Below are 18283 nucleotides of genomic sequence, written 5' to 3'. Positions count from 1 at the left end.
CAGCGTCGAAACGCCAGCGAGGCGCCTGCCCCTGACCGGTTGGTCAGCAATCGTTGCCAATCATTCAGCGCTTCATTCCCGAGGCTCGGTGCCCTCCTCCAGTTCCAGCATCAGCCCGCTCAGACGCTTGACCTTGCGCTGCACCGCCTCTTCAAACACGCCGGCACGCGGTTCGATCAAGGTGAACCAGTCTCTGGCGCGAGTGATTCCGGTGTAAATCAGCTCTTTGGTCAGCACTGGATTCAGCGCATCCGGCAGGATCAGCGCCGTGTGTGCAAACTCCGAACCCTGGGATTTGTGCACCGTCATGGCATACACGGTTTCGACGTCATTGAGCCGACTCGGCAACACGAAGCGCACGCCGCCCTGACCATCGTTACGCGGGAAGGCCACGCGCAGAACCGTTTTGCCGGTCTCCGGCCCTTCGCACTCCGGCAGTTTCAGGGCGATGCCAATATCGCCGTTCATAAGGCCCAGACCATAGTCGTTGCGAGTCATCAGCACCGGCCGACCTTCATACCACTGCTGATCGCTCTCGATCAGACGCGCCTTGAGCAACGCGGCGGTGATGCGCTGGTTCAGGCCTTCAACGCCCCATGGGCCTTTGCGCACGGCGCACAACAACTGGAACGTATCGAACGCCTGCAAAACTTCCCGCGCCCAATCGGTCCAGTCCGCATGCTCAAGTGGCCGCGTCGGCGGTGGACGCTGATCGCGCAGGACGCTCAGGTAATGGCGGTAACCTTGCGGGCCGTTGCCATGACCTTCGAGCAACAGCCGTTCAAGCTTGTGATCGTGCTCACCCTTGAGCGGCAGCGAATACACATCCTCATAGCCACCGGTAGCGAGCAACTGTCGCGCCTCGTCGGCCGATTGCTGGTTGACCCGACGCGCAAGCTGACCGATGCCGCTGCCCTCGCCGAAGCGGCGCGAGTGACGCAGCATCACCACTTGTTGCGCCAGCGGATGGGTGCCGTCGCGGTCTTCATGCAAACCGCCGCCCTGCAACGACTCGCCGCTGACCGACTCCAGCCATTGCCGCGTCTGCGGGCTGTACCAACCGCCCTCGGCATCACGACACAGATCGCCCAACACCGCACCGGCCTCGACCGAGGCCAACTGATCCTTGTCGCCCAGCAGCACCAGCCGAGCATGGGCTGGCATGGCGTCGAGCAAGTTGGCCATCATTTCCAGATCGATCATCGAGGCTTCGTCGACCACCAGCACATCCAGCGGCAAGCGGTTACCGGCATGGTGACGAAAGTGGCGGGTGCCCGGTCGACTACCGAGCAGACGGTGCACGGTGGTTACATCACTGGGGATCTCCGCTCGCACCGCTTCGGCGACTTGCAGCGATTGCACTTGCTGGCTGATCGACTCGGTCAGGCGCGCGGCGGCTTTGCCAGTCGGTGCGGCCAGACGAATGCGCAGTGGATGGCCAGCCTCTACGGCCGGTGCCTGCAGCAACGCGAGCAAGCGCACCACCGTGGTGGTTTTACCGGTGCCCGGGCCGCCGGTAATGATGCTGAAGGCGCTACGCGTGGCGATGGCGCAGGCGAGTTTCTGCCAGTCGATGACAGCTGCGGACTCCGCCTCGCCGAACAGTTCATTGAGACGCTGCGGCAAGTCATCCGGCGTCGGTTCCTGCTGCATCAGCCGTTGGCGCAACGCGGCATCAATGCGGCGCTCGTACGTCCAGTACCGGCGCAAGTAAAGGCGTTTCGAGGACAGCACCAAGGGACGTGTCTGCGCTGTATCACTCGCATCAGCGGCCAAGGCCACCAGTGAGCTACCCGCGAGCACTTTGCACCAATGAGCCCCGTCCAGCGTTTCGAGAAGTTGCGAAGGCAGCAACAAAACACCGCCCTGCACGTCGCCTTCCGGCGGGAGCGACAGTGCAAAATCCGGCGCCTTGAGGGTCTCGAACAGGTCCAGACACACATGACCATGCCCCAACTGGTGGCTGGTCAGCGCGGCCGCGAGCAGCACCAACGGATCGGTCTCGGGCTCGAGTTCGTGCAGAAAGGCGACAAAGGCCCGGTCAAGCGCACGCAGCCAGCCGCGCTCGACCCAACGGCTCAGCAATAACAGCAAATCATCGGCGCGGGTCAGCGGCGAGAGTTTCGACAGGCTGTCCGCTTCCAGTGGTGTCGGCAGCAGATCGGCGAATGTGCGGCTCATAGCAGGACTCCCTGTTCCCAGGCGGGTTCAGACTTGGGTTCGGGTTTGCCCTGGAACATCCGGTCGAGGCGTTCGATCAATTCCCGTGGCGGGCGCACGAAGTACACGCCGCGACTCTCCGCACGCGTACCGCGCAGGAACAGATACAGCGCCCCACCGACATGGCGGTCGTAATCGTAATCCGCCAGCCGCGCTTTCAACTGACGATGCAATGCCAGCAGATACAGCACGTATTGCAGGTCATAGCGGTTGTCGAGGATCGACTGCTCCATGGCCTGCACGGTGTAGGCCTGATCATCCACACCGAGCCAATTGGATTTGTAATCGGCGACGTAATAGCGGCCCGCGTGCTCGAAGGTCAGGTCGATAAAACCCTTGAACATGCCGTTGAGTTGCACCGGTTCTGCCGCCACGCGGGCGACGCCATTGTGGGTGTGCTGGCGCACCTGTTCGTCGAGTTTGAGCACGTCGACTTTGTGGCTGGCAAACCAGAATTCCATCTCGACGCGGTATTGCTTCAGCTGCTCAAGAACCACCGGCGGTTGCCCACCAGCGATCGGCACCGGTGACTTGAGCAAATGTTGCAGCCAGTCAGTCAGCGTGGTGATCCAGCCTTGCCAACCGCGCAGATTGCAGCGCCGGGCAATCGCATCTTCCAGCGCTTCGCGGGTAACCGCAAAACCTTCAGCGCCCGCCGACTCGAGCAAGCCATGCAGAAACGTGCCGGGATTCGGTCCGCGAGGAAAACGGTGAATATCGGCGCCACCGCTGATGATTTCTCGGGGCGCGTCGGGGTCGAGGCGCTCGTCGTCAAACAGTTTTTGCGCCTGCGGACTGTCCGGTGCTTCATCGCTGCCGACGCTTAATACATCGCTGATACGCAAAGCACTGTAGGAAGCGATCCACCAGTTTTCACTGGCTTTGCGCTTGGGCCGTAGCGTGGCCCGCAGGACTGCTTCATTGCGCGGCGGCTGGTAATGCTCGTCAGTGGGCTGAGGCATTTCGCCGATGTCGATGGCCGGACAGTCATGCTGCAGATCCCGCAGCCAGCGGTTCAATTCGCTGGACTCGCCCAAAGCAGCACCGCCACCCAACAAGTAACCCAGCGCAGACAGGTGCAGTACCGAGCTGTTGTTATTGCCGCGTTTCAGGTCAGTGACGCCCAGCCAACAGGCATGTTGCGCACGGGTCAACGCCACATAAAGCAGCCGCAAATCTTCGGCCAGACGCTCATTATCAGCCTGGGCGATCAACTCGGCGGTCGGCTTGAGGCTGATCTGCGCTTTGCCCGCAGCGTCGTGGTAATGCAACGGCAAGCGACTGCCATCCACCGGTTTCGCCGAACAAATGAATGGCAGGAATACCAGCGGATATTCGAGGCCTTTGGATTTGTGGATGGTCACCACTTTCACCAGTTGCTCGTCGCTTTCCAGCCGCAGAATCTGTTCTTCTCCGGCCTGACCTGACAGTGCCAGCAGCTCGGCCAGATGGCGGATCAACGCTTGCTCACCGTCCAGTTCCGCGGCGGCTTGCTGCATCAGTTCCGACAGGTGCAAAAGATTGGTCAATACGCGCTCGCCATCACTGCGCTGCATTAGAGTCTGCGGTAAGTGGAAATCGTGAAGCAGGCGTCGCAACATCGGCAACACGCCCTGTTTGCGCCAGAGTTCGCGATAGCCGCGGAACTGCATGACTCGGGCTTCCCAGACCATTTCATCCTGGTTCAGGCGCTCCAGTTCGATCAGCGGCAGGTTCAGCGTGGTGCATGCCAGCGCGGCCTTGAGCGAACGCTCGACATCGGGTTCGGCGCAAGCCTTCAGCCAGGCCAGCAGGTCATGCGCCTCTTGCGCGGCGAAGACCGAGTCCTTGTCCGAGAGATAAACACTGCGTACCCCGCGGGCGGCGAGTTCGCTGCGTACGGCTTGAGCTTCTTTACCGTCGCGGACGAGGATCGCGATGTCCGAAGGACGCAAACCTCTGAAGTCGTCTGCCTGGATGAACCCAGCGCTGCCGGTTTGCCCGCCATTGAGCAGTGCGGTGATTTGACTGGCACAGGCCGCGGCCATTTGCTGGCGATAGACTGCGCCGGACAGCGGTTGATCGCTCGGCAATAGCCAGACATTCAGCGCCGCGACGTCTTGCCCGGCGATCTGCAGGGTTTCCTTGCGTCCCTGGGACTCGACGGGAAGGAACGGCACCGGGTTTTCCCCGGTTTTCTCGCGAAACAAAAACGCGCCGCGTCCCTGTTCTCGGGACTCGGCGCGTTCGAATACGTGATTGACCGCTGTCACCATACCGTGGCTGGAGCGGAAGTTGGTGCCGAGCGTATGCAAGCGGCCGGTAGTGGCCTGACGTGCGCGCAGGTAGGTGTAGATGTCAGCTCCGCGAAAGGCATAGATCGCCTGCTTGGGGTCGCCGATCAGGAACAGGCCGGTGTCAGGATGGTTGTCTTCGATGCGGTAGATACTCTCGAAGATCCGATATTGCACCGGATCGGTGTCCTGGAATTCGTCGATCAGTGCCACCGGAAACTGCTCGCGGATCAGCGTCGCCAGACGCTCGCCGCCCTCCGATTGCAGCGCGGCATCCAGACGCAGCAGCATATCGTCGAAGCCCATTTCCGCGCGGCGACGCTTCTCTTCTTCAAAGCGTGCACCGACCCACTTGGCGGCGTGTTGCAGAACAGCGGCATCCGGCGTCGGCAAAGCATCGAGGCTCGACTTGAGGCCGGACATGGCGTCCAGCCCCGGATGGCTCGGCGCCTGACCTTTCCAGGCCTCGGCCATGCCATCAGGTGTCAGTCGAGTGAAGCCGGTACCAATGTCCAGTTGCTCAAGCGACTCGTCTTCGGCCCAGGTCTTGAGCTTCTCGAACCAGGGTTCGAAATATCGCGCCTGCATCTTGCGGCCATCGACGGCTTTGCTGGCCACGCCTTCCTGGCAAAGAGCAAGCAACTCGTCTGCCCAGTCACGCCAAGGCATTTTCAGCTCGACCAACGCCGCTCGACGCTCCAGCAAACATTCAGCGATCAGGTCCGCCGGTACCTTGCCTTCATCGGTATCACGCTCGCTGGCGAACAAGCCGCGGACCCGAGGCAACAACGCTGCGGGGCCACCCCAATTACTGCGCACCCAATTCAGCGCGTCGCCCTGCATCGGGTAGCAGAACAGACGCCAGTAATCGCGCAGCACTTCGCCGAGCAAATCGCTGTGATCGGTTTCCAGCGACTGCGTGAACAGGCTGCCGCTGTCGAACGCGTGCTCACGCAACATGCGCTGACACCAGCTGTGAATGGTCGAGACCGCAGCTTCGTCCATCCACTGCGCGGCGATATCGAGGCGGTTGGCGCAGCCCGACCATTGCAATGGATCGAACTGCTCGCGCAGCTGGGCGATCAGTCCGTCAGGAGCGGGAATCTCGTCGCGGAAAAAACGCGCAGCCTCGGCCAGGCGGGTTCGAATGCGCTCACGCAGCTCTTTGGTGGCAGCGTCGGTGAACGTGACCACGAGGATTTGCGGCGGCAGCAATTCGCGCGCGAAGCCGCTTGTCTCGCCGCCATGACCGAGAATCAGCCGCAGATAAAGTGCCGAGATCGTGAAGGTTTTGCCGGTGCCGGCGCTTGCTTCGATCAGTTGACTGCCGCGCAACGGGAAGGCCAGCGCTAAAGGTGTCTTGGTACTCATGAGCGTGCGCCCTCGCTGGACAAGGAACGCCAGGGCGCTTCGAATAATGGGCGGTACAGGGCGTCACACCAGCCGGTGAAGGTTTCGTCTGCCAACAATGCATCGAGGTCGGGATATTGTCGGAGCAGCGCCGGGCTTTCACGCCGCTCGCCGTTGCTGGTCTGGCCGTCACCCTCATAGGCTTTTCGCGCCGCGGCTTCGGCTTTGACCGGATCAGTCTGAGATAGCCAGGCGAATGCGGTTTTTATCGCAATCGGCAAGGGTTGGCGCATACCGGATTGCCAGGCGAGCAGCAGGTCACCGAGGAACCGCAGCGCTCGGTCTCGCTCCATGGGCTCAAGCAACAATGTGTCGTCACTCGCGACCAATGCTGTGGTCAACGCATGCCCGCTGGCGCAGGCAACCAGATGGGTGACCCACGGTTTGGTCAGCCGGTGCCACTTGCGCGTTTTGATCGAGCCGATGCTGTTGGGAATCGTCGTGACTGACAGCAGGCCGCCATCGGCGCGCTGGTGCAGGCTTGAGAGCCAGCCTTCCAGCCGCACAGCTTGCAAGTCGAGACTGGCCGGGATTGCGCTGGTCAACGGCGTCGGCCATAACGTCAGCAACTGTCGATAACGCTGCAGAAGATCCGGCAGCGGTTCGATCAACTCGCGCTGCAGACATTCGCCAAAGCCAGCCATCGGCAACAAGCCACTGTTTTGCAGGCGCAGCGCCCGGGCTTGCAGCGCCTGTTCGACACCCTCCGGCTGGCTGAGTGCGGCTTCCAGCAAACTGTCGCTGAGCGTGTATCGCTGCAACGCGTCCAGCACGAAAGGTTCTTCATCGGCCAACGGCGCTTGCGCGGCCTCGAAGTAAACCTTGAGTCGCTGGGTGAAAAAATGCCTCACCGGGTTTCGCAGAAAATCCTGCAGTAAGGCCAGTGTCAGCGGTTCTTCCTGAACATACGGCACGAGTAATGGCGTCTCGCTTTGATGCGTTTGCTCTTGATGCAACACTTGCCACTCGCTGGCGTAGCTGAACAGTTGCTCGCCTTCGTGAAAATAGCGGGCGCTGAAAGGTTGCAGAGGGTGTTCTTCGGTCAGCGCTTCCAACAGATCCTGGCTTGGGTCGATTGAACGCCAGCCGCTGGCGAGGTGATCGCGCAACTGGCCGATGAGCACCGAGGCAGGTCGTTCGCTGTTGTCGCGGATGCTGCGACCGACCCAACTGATATAGAGCTGATTGCGTGCAGACAATAGCGCTTCGAGTAACAGATAGCGGTCGTCTTCGCGCCGTGAACGGTCGCCAGGGCGGTAATCGCTGCCCATCAGGTCGAAATCCAGGGGCGGTTGGGCGCGGGGATAATCGCCGTCATTCATGCCCAGCAGACAGACCAGTTTGAAAGGAATGGCACGCATCGGCATCAAGGTGCAGAAATTCACCGCACCGGCGAGGAATCGTTGCGATAAACGCCCCTGATCCAGCCCAGCGAGCCAGGCCTCTCTAACGACAGTCAGCGGCAGCTCGTCAGTCAGACCGACTGCTTCGCAGGTCTCGAGCCAGGTTTCGCGAAGCTCTTCCAGTTGGGCCAACAGGTAGTCGTCATGCTCGTTGCTGGCCTGGAAAAACACCTGCATCAGCGCCTGCAAGCGCAACCCCCATTCCTTCGGTTGAGCCGATTGGGTGAGTTGCTGATGAGCGATTTCCAAGGCATCCAGCAGCGCGACAAGCGGCCCGATCAAGGCAGCGTCAAGCCCACCAATTTCATCGTAAGGTTCGATACCTGCACACGCGTCGGCACTGCCGACGGCGTACCCCAGCAGCATTCGGCGCAGGCCGAAATGCCAGCTGTTCTGCTCCAGTTGCTCCGGCAATCCGAGACCGGCCCGTTGCTCCGCGCTCATGCCCCAACGCACGCCGGCACCCTCGATCCAGCGGTGCAGGGTTGGCAGGTCACGTTCCTCTACGCCAAAGCGAGCACGCAGGGCCGGGACATCGAGCAGGTCGAGGATCTCGCTGACCGGGAAACGACTGTCCGGAAGTTTGAGCAGGTGCTCGACGGCGATCAATAAAGGGTCGCGTCCACGTTGGCCCTGATCCGCCAGTGTGAACGGGATGAAGCGTGAGTCATAGCGATCGAGCTGACCGAAAACCGCACGGATATGCGGCGCATAACTATCGATATCAGGGACCATGACGATTACGTCTCGGGGGCGCAGATCCGGGTCGGCACTGAAACGCGCCAGGAGTTGGTCGTGCAGGATTTCGACTTCGCGCTGAGCGCTGTGGGCAATGTGAAAACGGATGGAATGGTCTTGCGTTGCATCGACCGCTGGCCAAAGTTCGCGTGTCTCGTTGAGCGGACGCAATTCGAGAATGTCGTCCTGAAGCTGGTTGAGCATGTTGTGCGGCTGGGCTTCGCTGAACAGGTCGATGCGGCCGTCACGAAAGGCTGCGCGGTAGCTGTTGGGATCGTCGTAGCTGTCGAGCAGGTTGATATAGTCGCGACCTTGTTTGCCCCACGCGGCCAATAGGGGATGCGCGTGCTGATGCAGAGTCTCGGCATCGAGCACGACGGGCATGCCGCTTTTGCGCTGCTGACGTTTGTACTGATGCCGCAACAGATCCTTGTCGGCGACGATATCCGCCCAGTGATGGCGGCAAGGATTGTGTACGCAAAGCAGTACCTGGCTGAAGCGAGCCAGACCGGCGAGTGCTTCAAGTACCTGCGCAGGCAACGAAGAGATACCAAAGACGATCACTCGCGGTGGCAGCGCCGCGGGAGCCTTGTCGAGTGTGTTGATGCGCTCCATGAAGCGTTGATGAACGCCGGCACGACTCTGCGCCATGCCTTGTTCGCCGACGTCATCCAGCAGCGCTCGCCACAACTCTGCCTGCCAGCAACTGGTCGCTGGCAGAGGCTTGATTTCACCTCGTACATTGCGCAGTTGGTGGCGGCCTTCCGCCCAATCTTCCAGCCAGTCGGCCCTGTACACCTGATATTGGTCAAACAGGTCGGCCAGACGCTCTGACAATTGATAGCGCTTGCGCAGATCGCTGTCATGGGTGAGGAAGCGTTGCAGCGGCTCGAAATGTGGGCGGTCGATTACCTGTGGCAAAAGACGCATCAGACGCCAGGTCAGCGGAGCTTTATCGAGCAGGGATTTCGCCGGAATCTCTTCTCGCCCTAAGACCATGCGATAGAGCTGCCACATGAAACTGCCGGGTAGTTGAACGTCAATCGCCGCAGCGATCCCGCAACCGCCAAGGTCGTCGTCTTCAGGATCTTCGGCCAATGCCAGTTTGAGCCATTGGGCGATGCCGTTGCTTTGCACCAAAGCGATTTCGTTCTCCAAGGGTGCCAGTGGGTAGCGCCGCATGATGCTGACCACAAGACTGCGCAGCTCATCGAGACTGTTGCTCTGAACCACCATGAATGCAGCGTTGAGGGACTGGGCGTCCGACATATGGATTCCTTGGAAAATCGCTAAAGCCGAGGCAGAACCTTAGCATTGTCGGCCGGCTGTGACAGCCGGACGAGGTCTGCGAAGGCTGTAAGAACTTTCTCGCAGGCAAAACAAAACCCCAACTGCTTTCGCAATTGGGGTTTCGGAATTTAATCTTGACGATGACCTACTCTCACATGGGGAAACCCCACACTACCATCGGCGATGCATCGTTTCACTGCTGAGTTCGGGATGGGATCAGGTGGTTCCAACGCTCTATGGTCGTCAAGAAATTCGGGTACTGACTCGTGACCAGATGGCCTCGCTTCAGCAAATTGGGTATGTGACAGCTGTCGGTGTTTGTGCGCTTCGAACTTTCGGTTCGTTTCGTCTTCACACACCGCAATCTGGTGCCTTCTCAGGTCAGCAAATTGCTTGGGTGTTATATGGTCAAGCCTCACGGGCAATTAGTATTGGTTAGCTCAACGCCTCACAGCGCTTACACACCCAACCTATCAACGTCGTAGTCTTCGACGGCCCTTCAGGGAACTCAAGGTTCCAGTGAGATCTCATCTTGAGGCAAGTTTCCCGCTTAGATGCTTTCAGCGGTTATCTTTCCCGAACATAGCTACCCGGCAATGCCACTGGCGTGACAACCGGAACACCAGAGGTTCGTCCACTCCGGTCCTCTCGTACTAGGAGCAGCCCCTCTCAAATCTCAAACGTCCACGGCAGATAGGGACCGAACTGTCTCACGACGTTCTAAACCCAGCTCGCGTACCACTTTAAATGGCGAACAGCCATACCCTTGGGACCGGCTTCAGCCCCAGGATGTGATGAGCCGACATCGAGGTGCCAAACACCGCCGTCGATATGAACTCTTGGGCGGTATCAGCCTGTTATCCCCGGAGTACCTTTTATCCGTTGAGCGATGGCCCTTCCATACAGAACCACCGGATCACTAAGACCTACTTTCGTACCTGCTCGACGTGTCTGTCTCGCAGTCAAGCGCGCTTTTGCCTTTATACTCTACGACCGATTTCCGACCGGTCTGAGCGCACCTTCGTACTCCTCCGTTACTCTTTAGGAGGAGACCGCCCCAGTCAAACTACCCACCATACACTGTCCTCGATCCGGATAACGGACCTGAGTTAGAACCTCAAAGTTGCCAGGGTGGTATTTCAAGGATGGCTCCACGCGAACTGGCGTCCACGCTTCAAAGCCTCCCACCTATCCTACACAAGCAAATTCAAAGTCCAGTGCAAAGCTATAGTAAAGGTTCACGGGGTCTTTCCGTCTAGCCGCGGATACACTGCATCTTCACAGCGATTTCAATTTCACTGAGTCTCGGGTGGAGACAGCGCCGCCATCGTTACGCCATTCGTGCAGGTCGGAACTTACCCGACAAGGAATTTCGCTACCTTAGGACCGTTATAGTTACGGCCGCCGTTTACCGGGGCTTCGATCAAGAGCTTCGCGTTAGCTAACCCCATCAATTAACCTTCCGGCACCGGGCAGGCGTCACACCCTATACGTCCACTTTCGTGTTTGCAGAGTGCTGTGTTTTTAATAAACAGTCGCAGCGGCCTGGTATCTTCGACCGGCATGAGCTTACGGAGCAAGTCCTTCACCCTCACCGGCGCACCTTCTCCCGAAGTTACGGTGCCATTTTGCCTAGTTCCTTCACCCGAGTTCTCTCAAGCGCCTTGGTATTCTCTACCCAACCACCTGTGTCGGTTTGGGGTACGGTTCCTGGTTACCTGAAGCTTAGAAGCTTTTCTTGGAAGCATGGCATCAACCACTTCGTCACCCAAAGGGTAACTCGTCATCAGCTCTCGGCCTTAAGATCCCGGATTTACCTAAGATCTCAGCCTACCACCTTAAACTTGGACAACCAACGCCAAGCTGGCCTAGCCTTCTCCGTCCCTCCATCGCAATAACCAGAAGTACAGGAATATTAACCTGTTTTCCATCGACTACGCTTTTCAGCCTCGCCTTAGGGACCGACTAACCCTGCGTCGATTAACGTTGCGCAGGAAACCTTGGTCTTTCGGCGTGGGTGTTTTTCACACCCATTGTCGTTACTCATGTCAGCATTCGCACTTCTGATACCTCCAGCAAGCTTCTCAACTCACCTTCACAGGCTTACAGAACGCTCCTCTACCGCATCACCCGAAGGTGATACCCGTAGCTTCGGTGTATGGTTTGAGCCCCGTTACATCTTCCGCGCAGGCCGACTCGACTAGTGAGCTATTACGCTTTCTTTAAAGGGTGGCTGCTTCTAAGCCAACCTCCTAGCTGTCTAAGCCTTCCCACATCGTTTCCCACTTAACCATAACTTTGGGACCTTAGCTGACGGTCTGGGTTGTTTCCCTTTTCACGACGGACGTTAGCACCCGCCGTGTGTCTCCCATGCTCGGCACTTGTAGGTATTCGGAGTTTGCATCGGTTTGGTAAGTCGGGATGACCCCCTAGCCGAAACAGTGCTCTACCCCCTACAGTGATACATGAGGCGCTACCTAAATAGCTTTCGAGGAGAACCAGCTATCTCCGAGCTTGATTAGCCTTTCACTCCGATCCACAGGTCATCCGCTAACTTTTCAACGGTAGTCGGTTCGGTCCTCCAGTCAGTGTTACCTAACCTTCAACCTGCCCATGGATAGATCGCCCGGTTTCGGGTCTATTCCCAGCGACTAGACGCCCTATTAAGACTCGCTTTCGCTACGCCTCCCCTATTCGGTTAAGCTCGCCACTGAAAATAAGTCGCTGACCCATTATACAAAAGGTACGCAGTCACAGAACAAAGTCTGCTCCCACTGCTTGTACGCATACGGTTTCAGGATCTATTTCACTCCCCTCTCCGGGGTTCTTTTCGCCTTTCCCTCACGGTACTAGTTCACTATCGGTCAGTCAGTAGTATTTAGCCTTGGAGGATGGTCCCCCCATATTCAGACAAAGTTTCTCGTGCTCCGTCCTACTCGATTTCATTGATAAGAGATTTTCGCGTACAGGGCTATCACCCACTATGGCCGCACTTTCCAGAGCGTTCCGCTAATCTCAAATCAACTTAAGGGCTAGTCCCCGTTCGCTCGCCACTACTAAGGGAATCTCGGTTGATTTCTTTTCCTCAGGGTACTTAGATGTTTCAGTTCCCCTGGTTCGCCTCTTGCACCTATGTATTCAGTACAAGATAACCATCTTATGATGGCTGGGTTCCCCCATTCAGACATCTCCGGATCAAAGTCTGTTTGCCGACTCCCCGAAGCTTTTCGCAGGCTACCACGTCTTTCATCGCCTCTGACTGCCAAGGCATCCACCGTATGCGCTTCTTCACTTGACCATATAACCCCAAGCAATCTGGTTATACTGTGAAGACGACATTCGCCGAAAATTCGAATTTCTCAACTAAGAGAACTCACAAATTTTACCTTAGCCTGATCCGTTACCAGTGAAAGTAACGTTCAGTCTATCTTTCTATCACATACCCAAATTTTTAAAGAACGATCTAATCAAAAGACTAGAAATCAATATTCAATGCGAATATTCATTTCTAAACTCTCAAACTTCGAAGCAGTTTATGGTGGAGCCAAGCGGGATCGAACCGCTGACCTCCTGCGTGCAAGGCAGGCGCTCTCCCAGCTGAGCTATGGCCCCATAACAAAATTGGTGGGTCTGGGCAGATTCGAACTGCCGACCTCACCCTTATCAGGGGTGCGCTCTAACCAACTGAGCTACAGACCCAATTTCGAGCTTGTAACTGTTAGCTCAGAGCTATCAGCTTGGAGCTTAAAGCTGCTTCTATCGTCTTCTTCAATGAATCAAGCAATTCGTGTGGGAGCTCATGCAGCAGCTGATGTCGTCGATTAAGGAGGTGATCCAGCCGCAGGTTCCCCTACGGCTACCTTGTTACGACTTCACCCCAGTCATGAATCACACCGTGGTAACCGTCCCCCCGAAGGTTAGACTAGCTACTTCTGGTGCAACCCACTCCCATGGTGTGACGGGCGGTGTGTACAAGGCCCGGGAACGTATTCACCGCGACATTCTGATTCGCGATTACTAGCGATTCCGACTTCACGCAGTCGAGTTGCAGACTGCGATCCGGACTACGATCGGTTTTATGGGATTAGCTCCACCTCGCGGCTTGGCAACCCTTTGTACCGACCATTGTAGCACGTGTGTAGCCCAGGCCGTAAGGGCCATGATGACTTGACGTCATCCCCACCTTCCTCCGGTTTGTCACCGGCAGTCTCCTTAGAGTGCCCACCATTACGTGCTGGTAACTAAGGACAAGGGTTGCGCTCGTTACGGGACTTAACCCAACATCTCACGACACGAGCTGACGACAGCCATGCAGCACCTGTCTCAATGTTCCCGAAGGCACCAATCCATCTCTGGAAAGTTCATTGGATGTCAAGGCCTGGTAAGGTTCTTCGCGTTGCTTCGAATTAAACCACATGCTCCACCGCTTGTGCGGGCCCCCGTCAATTCATTTGAGTTTTAACCTTGCGGCCGTACTCCCCAGGCGGTCAACTTAATGCGTTAGCTGCGCCACTAAGAGCTCAAGGCTCCCAACGGCTAGTTGACATCGTTTACGGCGTGGACTACCAGGGTATCTAATCCTGTTTGCTCCCCACGCTTTCGCACCTCAGTGTCAGTATCAGTCCAGGTGGTCGCCTTCGCCACTGGTGTTCCTTCCTATATCTACGCATTTCACCGCTACACAGGAAATTCCACCACCCTCTACCATACTCTAGCTTGCCAGTTTTGGATGCAGTTCCCAGGTTGAGCCCGGGGATTTCACATCCAACTTAACAAACCACCTACGCGCGCTTTACGCCCAGTAATTCCGATTAACGCTTGCACCCTCTGTATTACCGCGGCTGCTGGCACAGAGTTAGCCGGTGCTTATTCTGTCGGTAACGTCAAAATTGCAGAGTATTAATCTACAACCCTTCCTCCCAACTTAAAGTGCTTTACAATCCGAAGACCTTCTTCACACACGCGGCATGGCTGGATCAGGCTTTCGCCCATTGTCCAATATTCCCCACTGCTGCCTCCCGTAGGAGTCTGGACCGTGTCTCAGTTCCAGTGTGACTGATCATCCTCTCAGACCAGTTACGGATCGTCGCCTTGGTGAGCCATTACCTCACCAACTAGCTAATCCGACCTAGGCTCATCTGATAGCGCAAGGCCCGAAGGTCCCCTGCTTTCTCCCGTAGGACGTATGCGGTATTAGCGTTCCTTTCGAAACGTTGTCCCCCACTACCAGGCAGATTCCTAGGCATTACTCACCCGTCCGCCGCTGAATCCAGGAGCAAGCTCCTTTCATCCGCTCGACTTGCATGTGTTAGGCCTGCCGCCAGCGTTCAATCTGAGCCATGATCAAACTCTTCAGTTCAAACATCTTTGGGTTTTTAAGAAACCCTAAACTTGGCTCAGCAATCGTTGGTTACATCTTTGATTTCTCGCGGAGTAACTTGTGATGCTGATAATCTTGTTGACTATCAGTCTGACTGCACAAGCACCCACACGAATTGCTTGATTCAGTTGTTAAAGAGCGGTTGGTTAAGATCTTTCGTCTCAACCGAGGCGCGCATTCTACAGCAGCCTCATTTGCTGTCAAGTGATTATTTTCAGAAGTTTTCGAAGAATTCTTCAACAACTTCAACCACTTGCGCTTCCGATCTCTCGTTAGCGGGAGGCGAATTCTACAGCGTTAATCGCTGCTGTCAACACCTCTTTTCTCCGCTTTCGACCGAGAAGATCGAACCGTTAAAAGAGCTAAACATCACCACTCTTTCAACTCCTTCCAGGCTTCGATGATCTGAAGCAAGCCGCTGCCGAAAACCGCGTAACTCTTTGAAACTCAAGGAGTTTTCCGTTTCGACTGCGCCGGAAGTGGGGCGAATTATAGACCTCTGGAATCTGCCGTCAACACCTATTTTCATATTTCTGTCATATCGGTCAAAAAAGCCCCAAAAACTCGAAGGCCGACCTGCGAGGTCGGCCTTCTGCACATCCAGCTACTTATAAGCAGGGGAATGCAAACTGCGACGCCTCATGGCTCGCACGTTGTGGCCAGCGCTGGGTGATCGCCTTGCGACGGGTATAAAAGCGCACGCCATCCGGACCATACGCATGCAGGTCGCCAAACAGCGAACGCTTCCAGCCGCCGAAGCTGTGATACGCCACCGGCACCGGCAGCGGTACGTTGACGCCGACCATACCGACTTCGATCTCGTCGCAGAACAGCCGCGCCGCTTCGCCGTCGCGGGTGAAGATGCAGGTGCCGTTGCCGTATTCGTGATCGTTGATCAGTTGCATCGCCTCTTCCAGGCTGTTCACCCGCACGACGCACAGCACTGGCCCGAAGATCTCTTCTTTATAGATGCGCATCTCTGGCGTGACGTTATCGAACAGGCAGCCGCCGAGGAAGAAGCCTTCTTCATGCCCCGCCACACTCAGACCACGACCATCGACCACCAGGGTCGCGCCCGCCGCCACACCGTCGTCCACATAACCGCTGACCTTGTCACGCGCCTGACCGGTAACCAACGGCCCCATGTCCAGGCCGCACGACGTACCGGCACCGATTTTCAGCGCCTTGATCTGTGGGACCAGTTTCGCCACCAGCGCGTCCGCGACCTGGTCACCAACACACACGGCCACCGAGATCGCCATGCAGCGCTCGCCACATGAACCGTAAGCCGCGCCCATCAGTGCGCTGACCGCGTTGTCCAGATCGGCATCGGGCATCAGCACCGCATGGTTCTTCGCACCGCCCAGTGCCTGCACGCGTTTGCCGCGCTTGGTGCCTTCGGCGTAGATGTATTCGGCAATCGGTGTCGAACCGACGAAACTCAGAGCTTTGACTTCCGTCGCTTCGATCAACGCGTCCACCGCAGTCTTGTCACCATGGACCACACTCATCACACCCTTCGGCAACCCGGCTTCCAGCAGCAGCTGAGCGATCAGCAGCGTCGAGCTTGGATCGCGTTCGGAAGGCTTGAGGATGAAGCAGTTGCCGCAGACGATCGCCAGCGGGTACATCCACAGCGGGACCATGGCCGGGAAGTTGAACGGGGTGATACCGGCGACAATCCCCAGTGGCTGGAAGTCCGACCAGGCATCGATGTTCGGGCCGACGTTGCGGCTGTACTCGCCCTTGAGGATTTCCGGGGCGGCGCAGGCGAACTCGACATTCTCGATACCGCGCTTCAATTCACCGGCCGCATCTTCCAGGGTCTTGCCATGCTCTTCGCTGATCAGTTGCGAGATGCGTGCCTCGTTCTGCTCCAGCAGTTGCTTGAAGCGGAACATTACCTGGGCGCGCTTGGCCGGTGGCGTGTTGCGCCAGGCCGGGAACGCTGCCTTGGCGGCATCGATGGCTTTCTGGATGGTGGCCTGGCTGGCCAATGGCAGTTTGTGAATCGCCTGGCCGGTCGACGGGTTGAACACATCCACCGCGCGACCGGTTTCGGTCACCAGTTCGCCATTGATCAAATGCGGGATAACGCTCATCGAACACTCCTGAATTCTGGTCCACGGGCACCCGCAAAGGAGCGCCCCATTATGTAGGTATATATAGAAGGAAAATCAGTCGAGCTTGTTCAGCACTTCGCCGACCGCGTCGAACAGACGATCGAGGTCTTGCGGCTTGCTGTTGAAGGTTGGGCCGAACTGCAGGGTGTCGCCGCCAAAGCGCACGTAGAACCCGGCCTTCCACAAAGCCATGCCCGCTTCGAACGGACGCACGATGGCGTCACCGTCGCGCCCGGCAATCTGGATCGCGCCGGCCAGTCCGTAGTTGCGAATGTCGATGACGTTCTTCGAGCCTTTCAAGCCATGCAGCGCGTTTTCGAAATGCGGTGCGACCTCGGCGACGCTTTGCACCAGGTTTTCCTTTTGCAGCAGGTCGAGTGCCGCCAGGCCAGCGGCACAGGCCACCGGGTGTGCCGAGTAGGTGTAACCGTGAGGAAATTCCACCGCGTATTCCGGCGTCGGCTGGTTCATGAAGGTCTGGTAGATCTCGGAGCTGGCAATCACCGCGCCCATTGGAATCGCACCGTTGGTGACTTGCTTGGCGATGCACATCAGGTCCGGGGTCACGCCGAAGCTGTCGGCGCCGAACATCGAACCGGTGCGGCCGAAACCAGTGATCACTTCATCGAACACCAGCAGGATATTGTGCTGATCGCAGATTTCGCGCAGACGCTTGAGGTAACCCTGTGGCGGAACCAGTACCCCGGCGGACCCGGCCATCGGTTCAACGAACACCGCAGCGATATTGGAAGCGTCGTGCAGCTCGATCAACTTCAGCAGCTCATCGGCCAAAGCAATACCGCCCTGCTCCGGCATGCCGCGGGAAAACGCATTGCTCGCCAGCAGCGTGTGCGGCAGGTGATCGACATCCATCATCGCCTGACCAAACAGTTTGCGGTTGCCGTTGACGCCGCCGAGGCTGGTGCCAGCGATATTCACGCCGTGGTAGCCACGGGCACGGCCGATCATTTTGGTCTTGGTCGCCTGGCCTTTCAGGCGCCAGTAGGCGCGCACCATTTTCACCGCAGTATCGGCGCACTCGGAACCGGAGTCGGTGAAGAACACGTGGTTCAGGTTGCCCGGGGTCAGTTCGGTGATTTTCTCTGCCAACTGGAACGACAACGGATGGCCATACTGGAAACCCGGCGAGTAGTCGAGAGTGCCCAGCTGTTTCGAAACGGCTTCCTGAATTTCCTTGCGGGTGTGCCCGGCGCCGCAGGTCCACAGACCGGACAGCGAGTCGTAGATCTTGCGGCCCTTGTCGTCGAACAGCCAGCTGCCTTCAGCGCCGACGATCAGCCGCGGGTCGCGCTGAAAGTTGCGGTTGGCGGTGTACGGCATCCAGTGCGCGTCCAGCTTTAGTTGGCTGGCCAGTGGCGACGGCGCGTTTTCAGGCATGTTCATCGGGCAAAACCTCGCAGGGCATAGGCGTCAGAGAGATGGAAA

The 18283-nt window shown here is 57.7% G+C and carries 5 protein-coding genes, 2 tRNA genes and 3 rRNA genes; all 10 read right to left on the bottom strand.

Annotated elements, in window-relative coordinates; genetic code table 11:
- Positions 1-72: 72 nt before the first annotated feature.
- Positions 73-2181 (bottom strand): exodeoxyribonuclease V subunit alpha, encoded by a 2109-nt coding sequence (gene recD / locus J2Y90_RS09470; protein WP_253498825.1) that lies wholly within the window; start codon positions 2179-2181, stop codon positions 73-75.
- Complete coding sequence (recB, locus tag J2Y90_RS09465; protein ID WP_253498821.1) at positions 2178-5864, bottom strand: exodeoxyribonuclease V subunit beta; 3687 nt, start codon at positions 5862-5864, stop codon at positions 2178-2180. Before recB ends, recD begins: the two co-directional genes overlap by 4 nt.
- Positions 5861-9313: an exodeoxyribonuclease V subunit gamma gene (gene recC, locus J2Y90_RS09460; RefSeq protein WP_253498818.1), complete on the bottom strand. Its 3453-nt coding sequence runs from the start codon at positions 9311-9313 to the stop codon at positions 5861-5863. Before recC ends, recB begins: the two co-directional genes overlap by 4 nt.
- A gap of 153 nt (positions 9314-9466) precedes the next feature.
- A 5S ribosomal RNA gene (rrf, locus tag J2Y90_RS09455) occupies positions 9467-9582 on the bottom strand.
- Between the two features lie 156 nt (positions 9583-9738).
- A 23S ribosomal RNA gene (locus J2Y90_RS09450) occupies positions 9739-12632 on the bottom strand.
- A 238-nt stretch (positions 12633-12870) separates the two neighbouring features.
- A tRNA-Ala gene (locus tag J2Y90_RS09445) sits at positions 12871-12946 on the bottom strand.
- Positions 12947-12956: 10 nt separating this feature from the next.
- Positions 12957-13033 (bottom strand) — tRNA-Ile (locus J2Y90_RS09440).
- A gap of 123 nt (positions 13034-13156) precedes the next feature.
- Positions 13157-14693: ribosomal RNA gene (locus tag J2Y90_RS09435) — 16S ribosomal RNA — on the bottom strand.
- The 16S, 23S and 5S rRNA genes sit together here with 2 tRNA genes alongside, the layout of an rRNA operon.
- 629 nt (positions 14694-15322) lie before the next feature.
- Positions 15323-16816 (bottom strand): CoA-acylating methylmalonate-semialdehyde dehydrogenase, encoded by a 1494-nt coding sequence (locus J2Y90_RS09430; protein ID WP_253498815.1) that lies wholly within the window; start codon positions 16814-16816, stop codon positions 15323-15325.
- Positions 16817-16891: 75 nt separating this feature from the next.
- The gene (locus J2Y90_RS09425; RefSeq protein ID WP_042609779.1) at positions 16892-18241 is read right to left on the bottom strand and encodes an aspartate aminotransferase family protein; all 1350 of its coding nucleotides are present in this window, start codon (positions 18239-18241) and stop codon (positions 16892-16894) included.
- Positions 18242-18283 lie beyond the last annotated feature (42 nt).

This window comes from Pseudomonas koreensis (assembly GCF_024169245.1).
GTDB lineage: Bacteria > Pseudomonadota > Gammaproteobacteria > Pseudomonadales > Pseudomonadaceae > Aquipseudomonas > Aquipseudomonas koreensis_F.
Note: the sequence above shows the minus strand (reverse complement) of the source record. Positions and strands in the feature narration are given on the sequence as shown.

Coding starts and splice junctions, on each gene's coding strand:
- recD (WP_253498825.1), bottom strand. CDS start 2,181: ATGAGCCGCACATTCGCCGATCTGCTGCCGACACCACTGGAAGCGGAC.
- recB (WP_253498821.1), bottom strand. CDS start 5,864: ATGAGTACCAAGACACCTTTAGCGCTGGCCTTCCCGTTGCGCGGCAGT.
- J2Y90_RS09430 (WP_253498815.1), bottom strand. CDS start 16,816: ATGAGCGTTATCCCGCATTTGATCAATGGCGAACTGGTGACCGAAACC.
- recC (WP_253498818.1), bottom strand. CDS start 9,313: ATGTCGGACGCCCAGTCCCTCAACGCTGCATTCATGGTGGTTCAGAGC.
- J2Y90_RS09425 (WP_042609779.1), bottom strand. CDS start 18,241: ATGAACATGCCTGAAAACGCGCCGTCGCCACTGGCCAGCCAACTAAAG.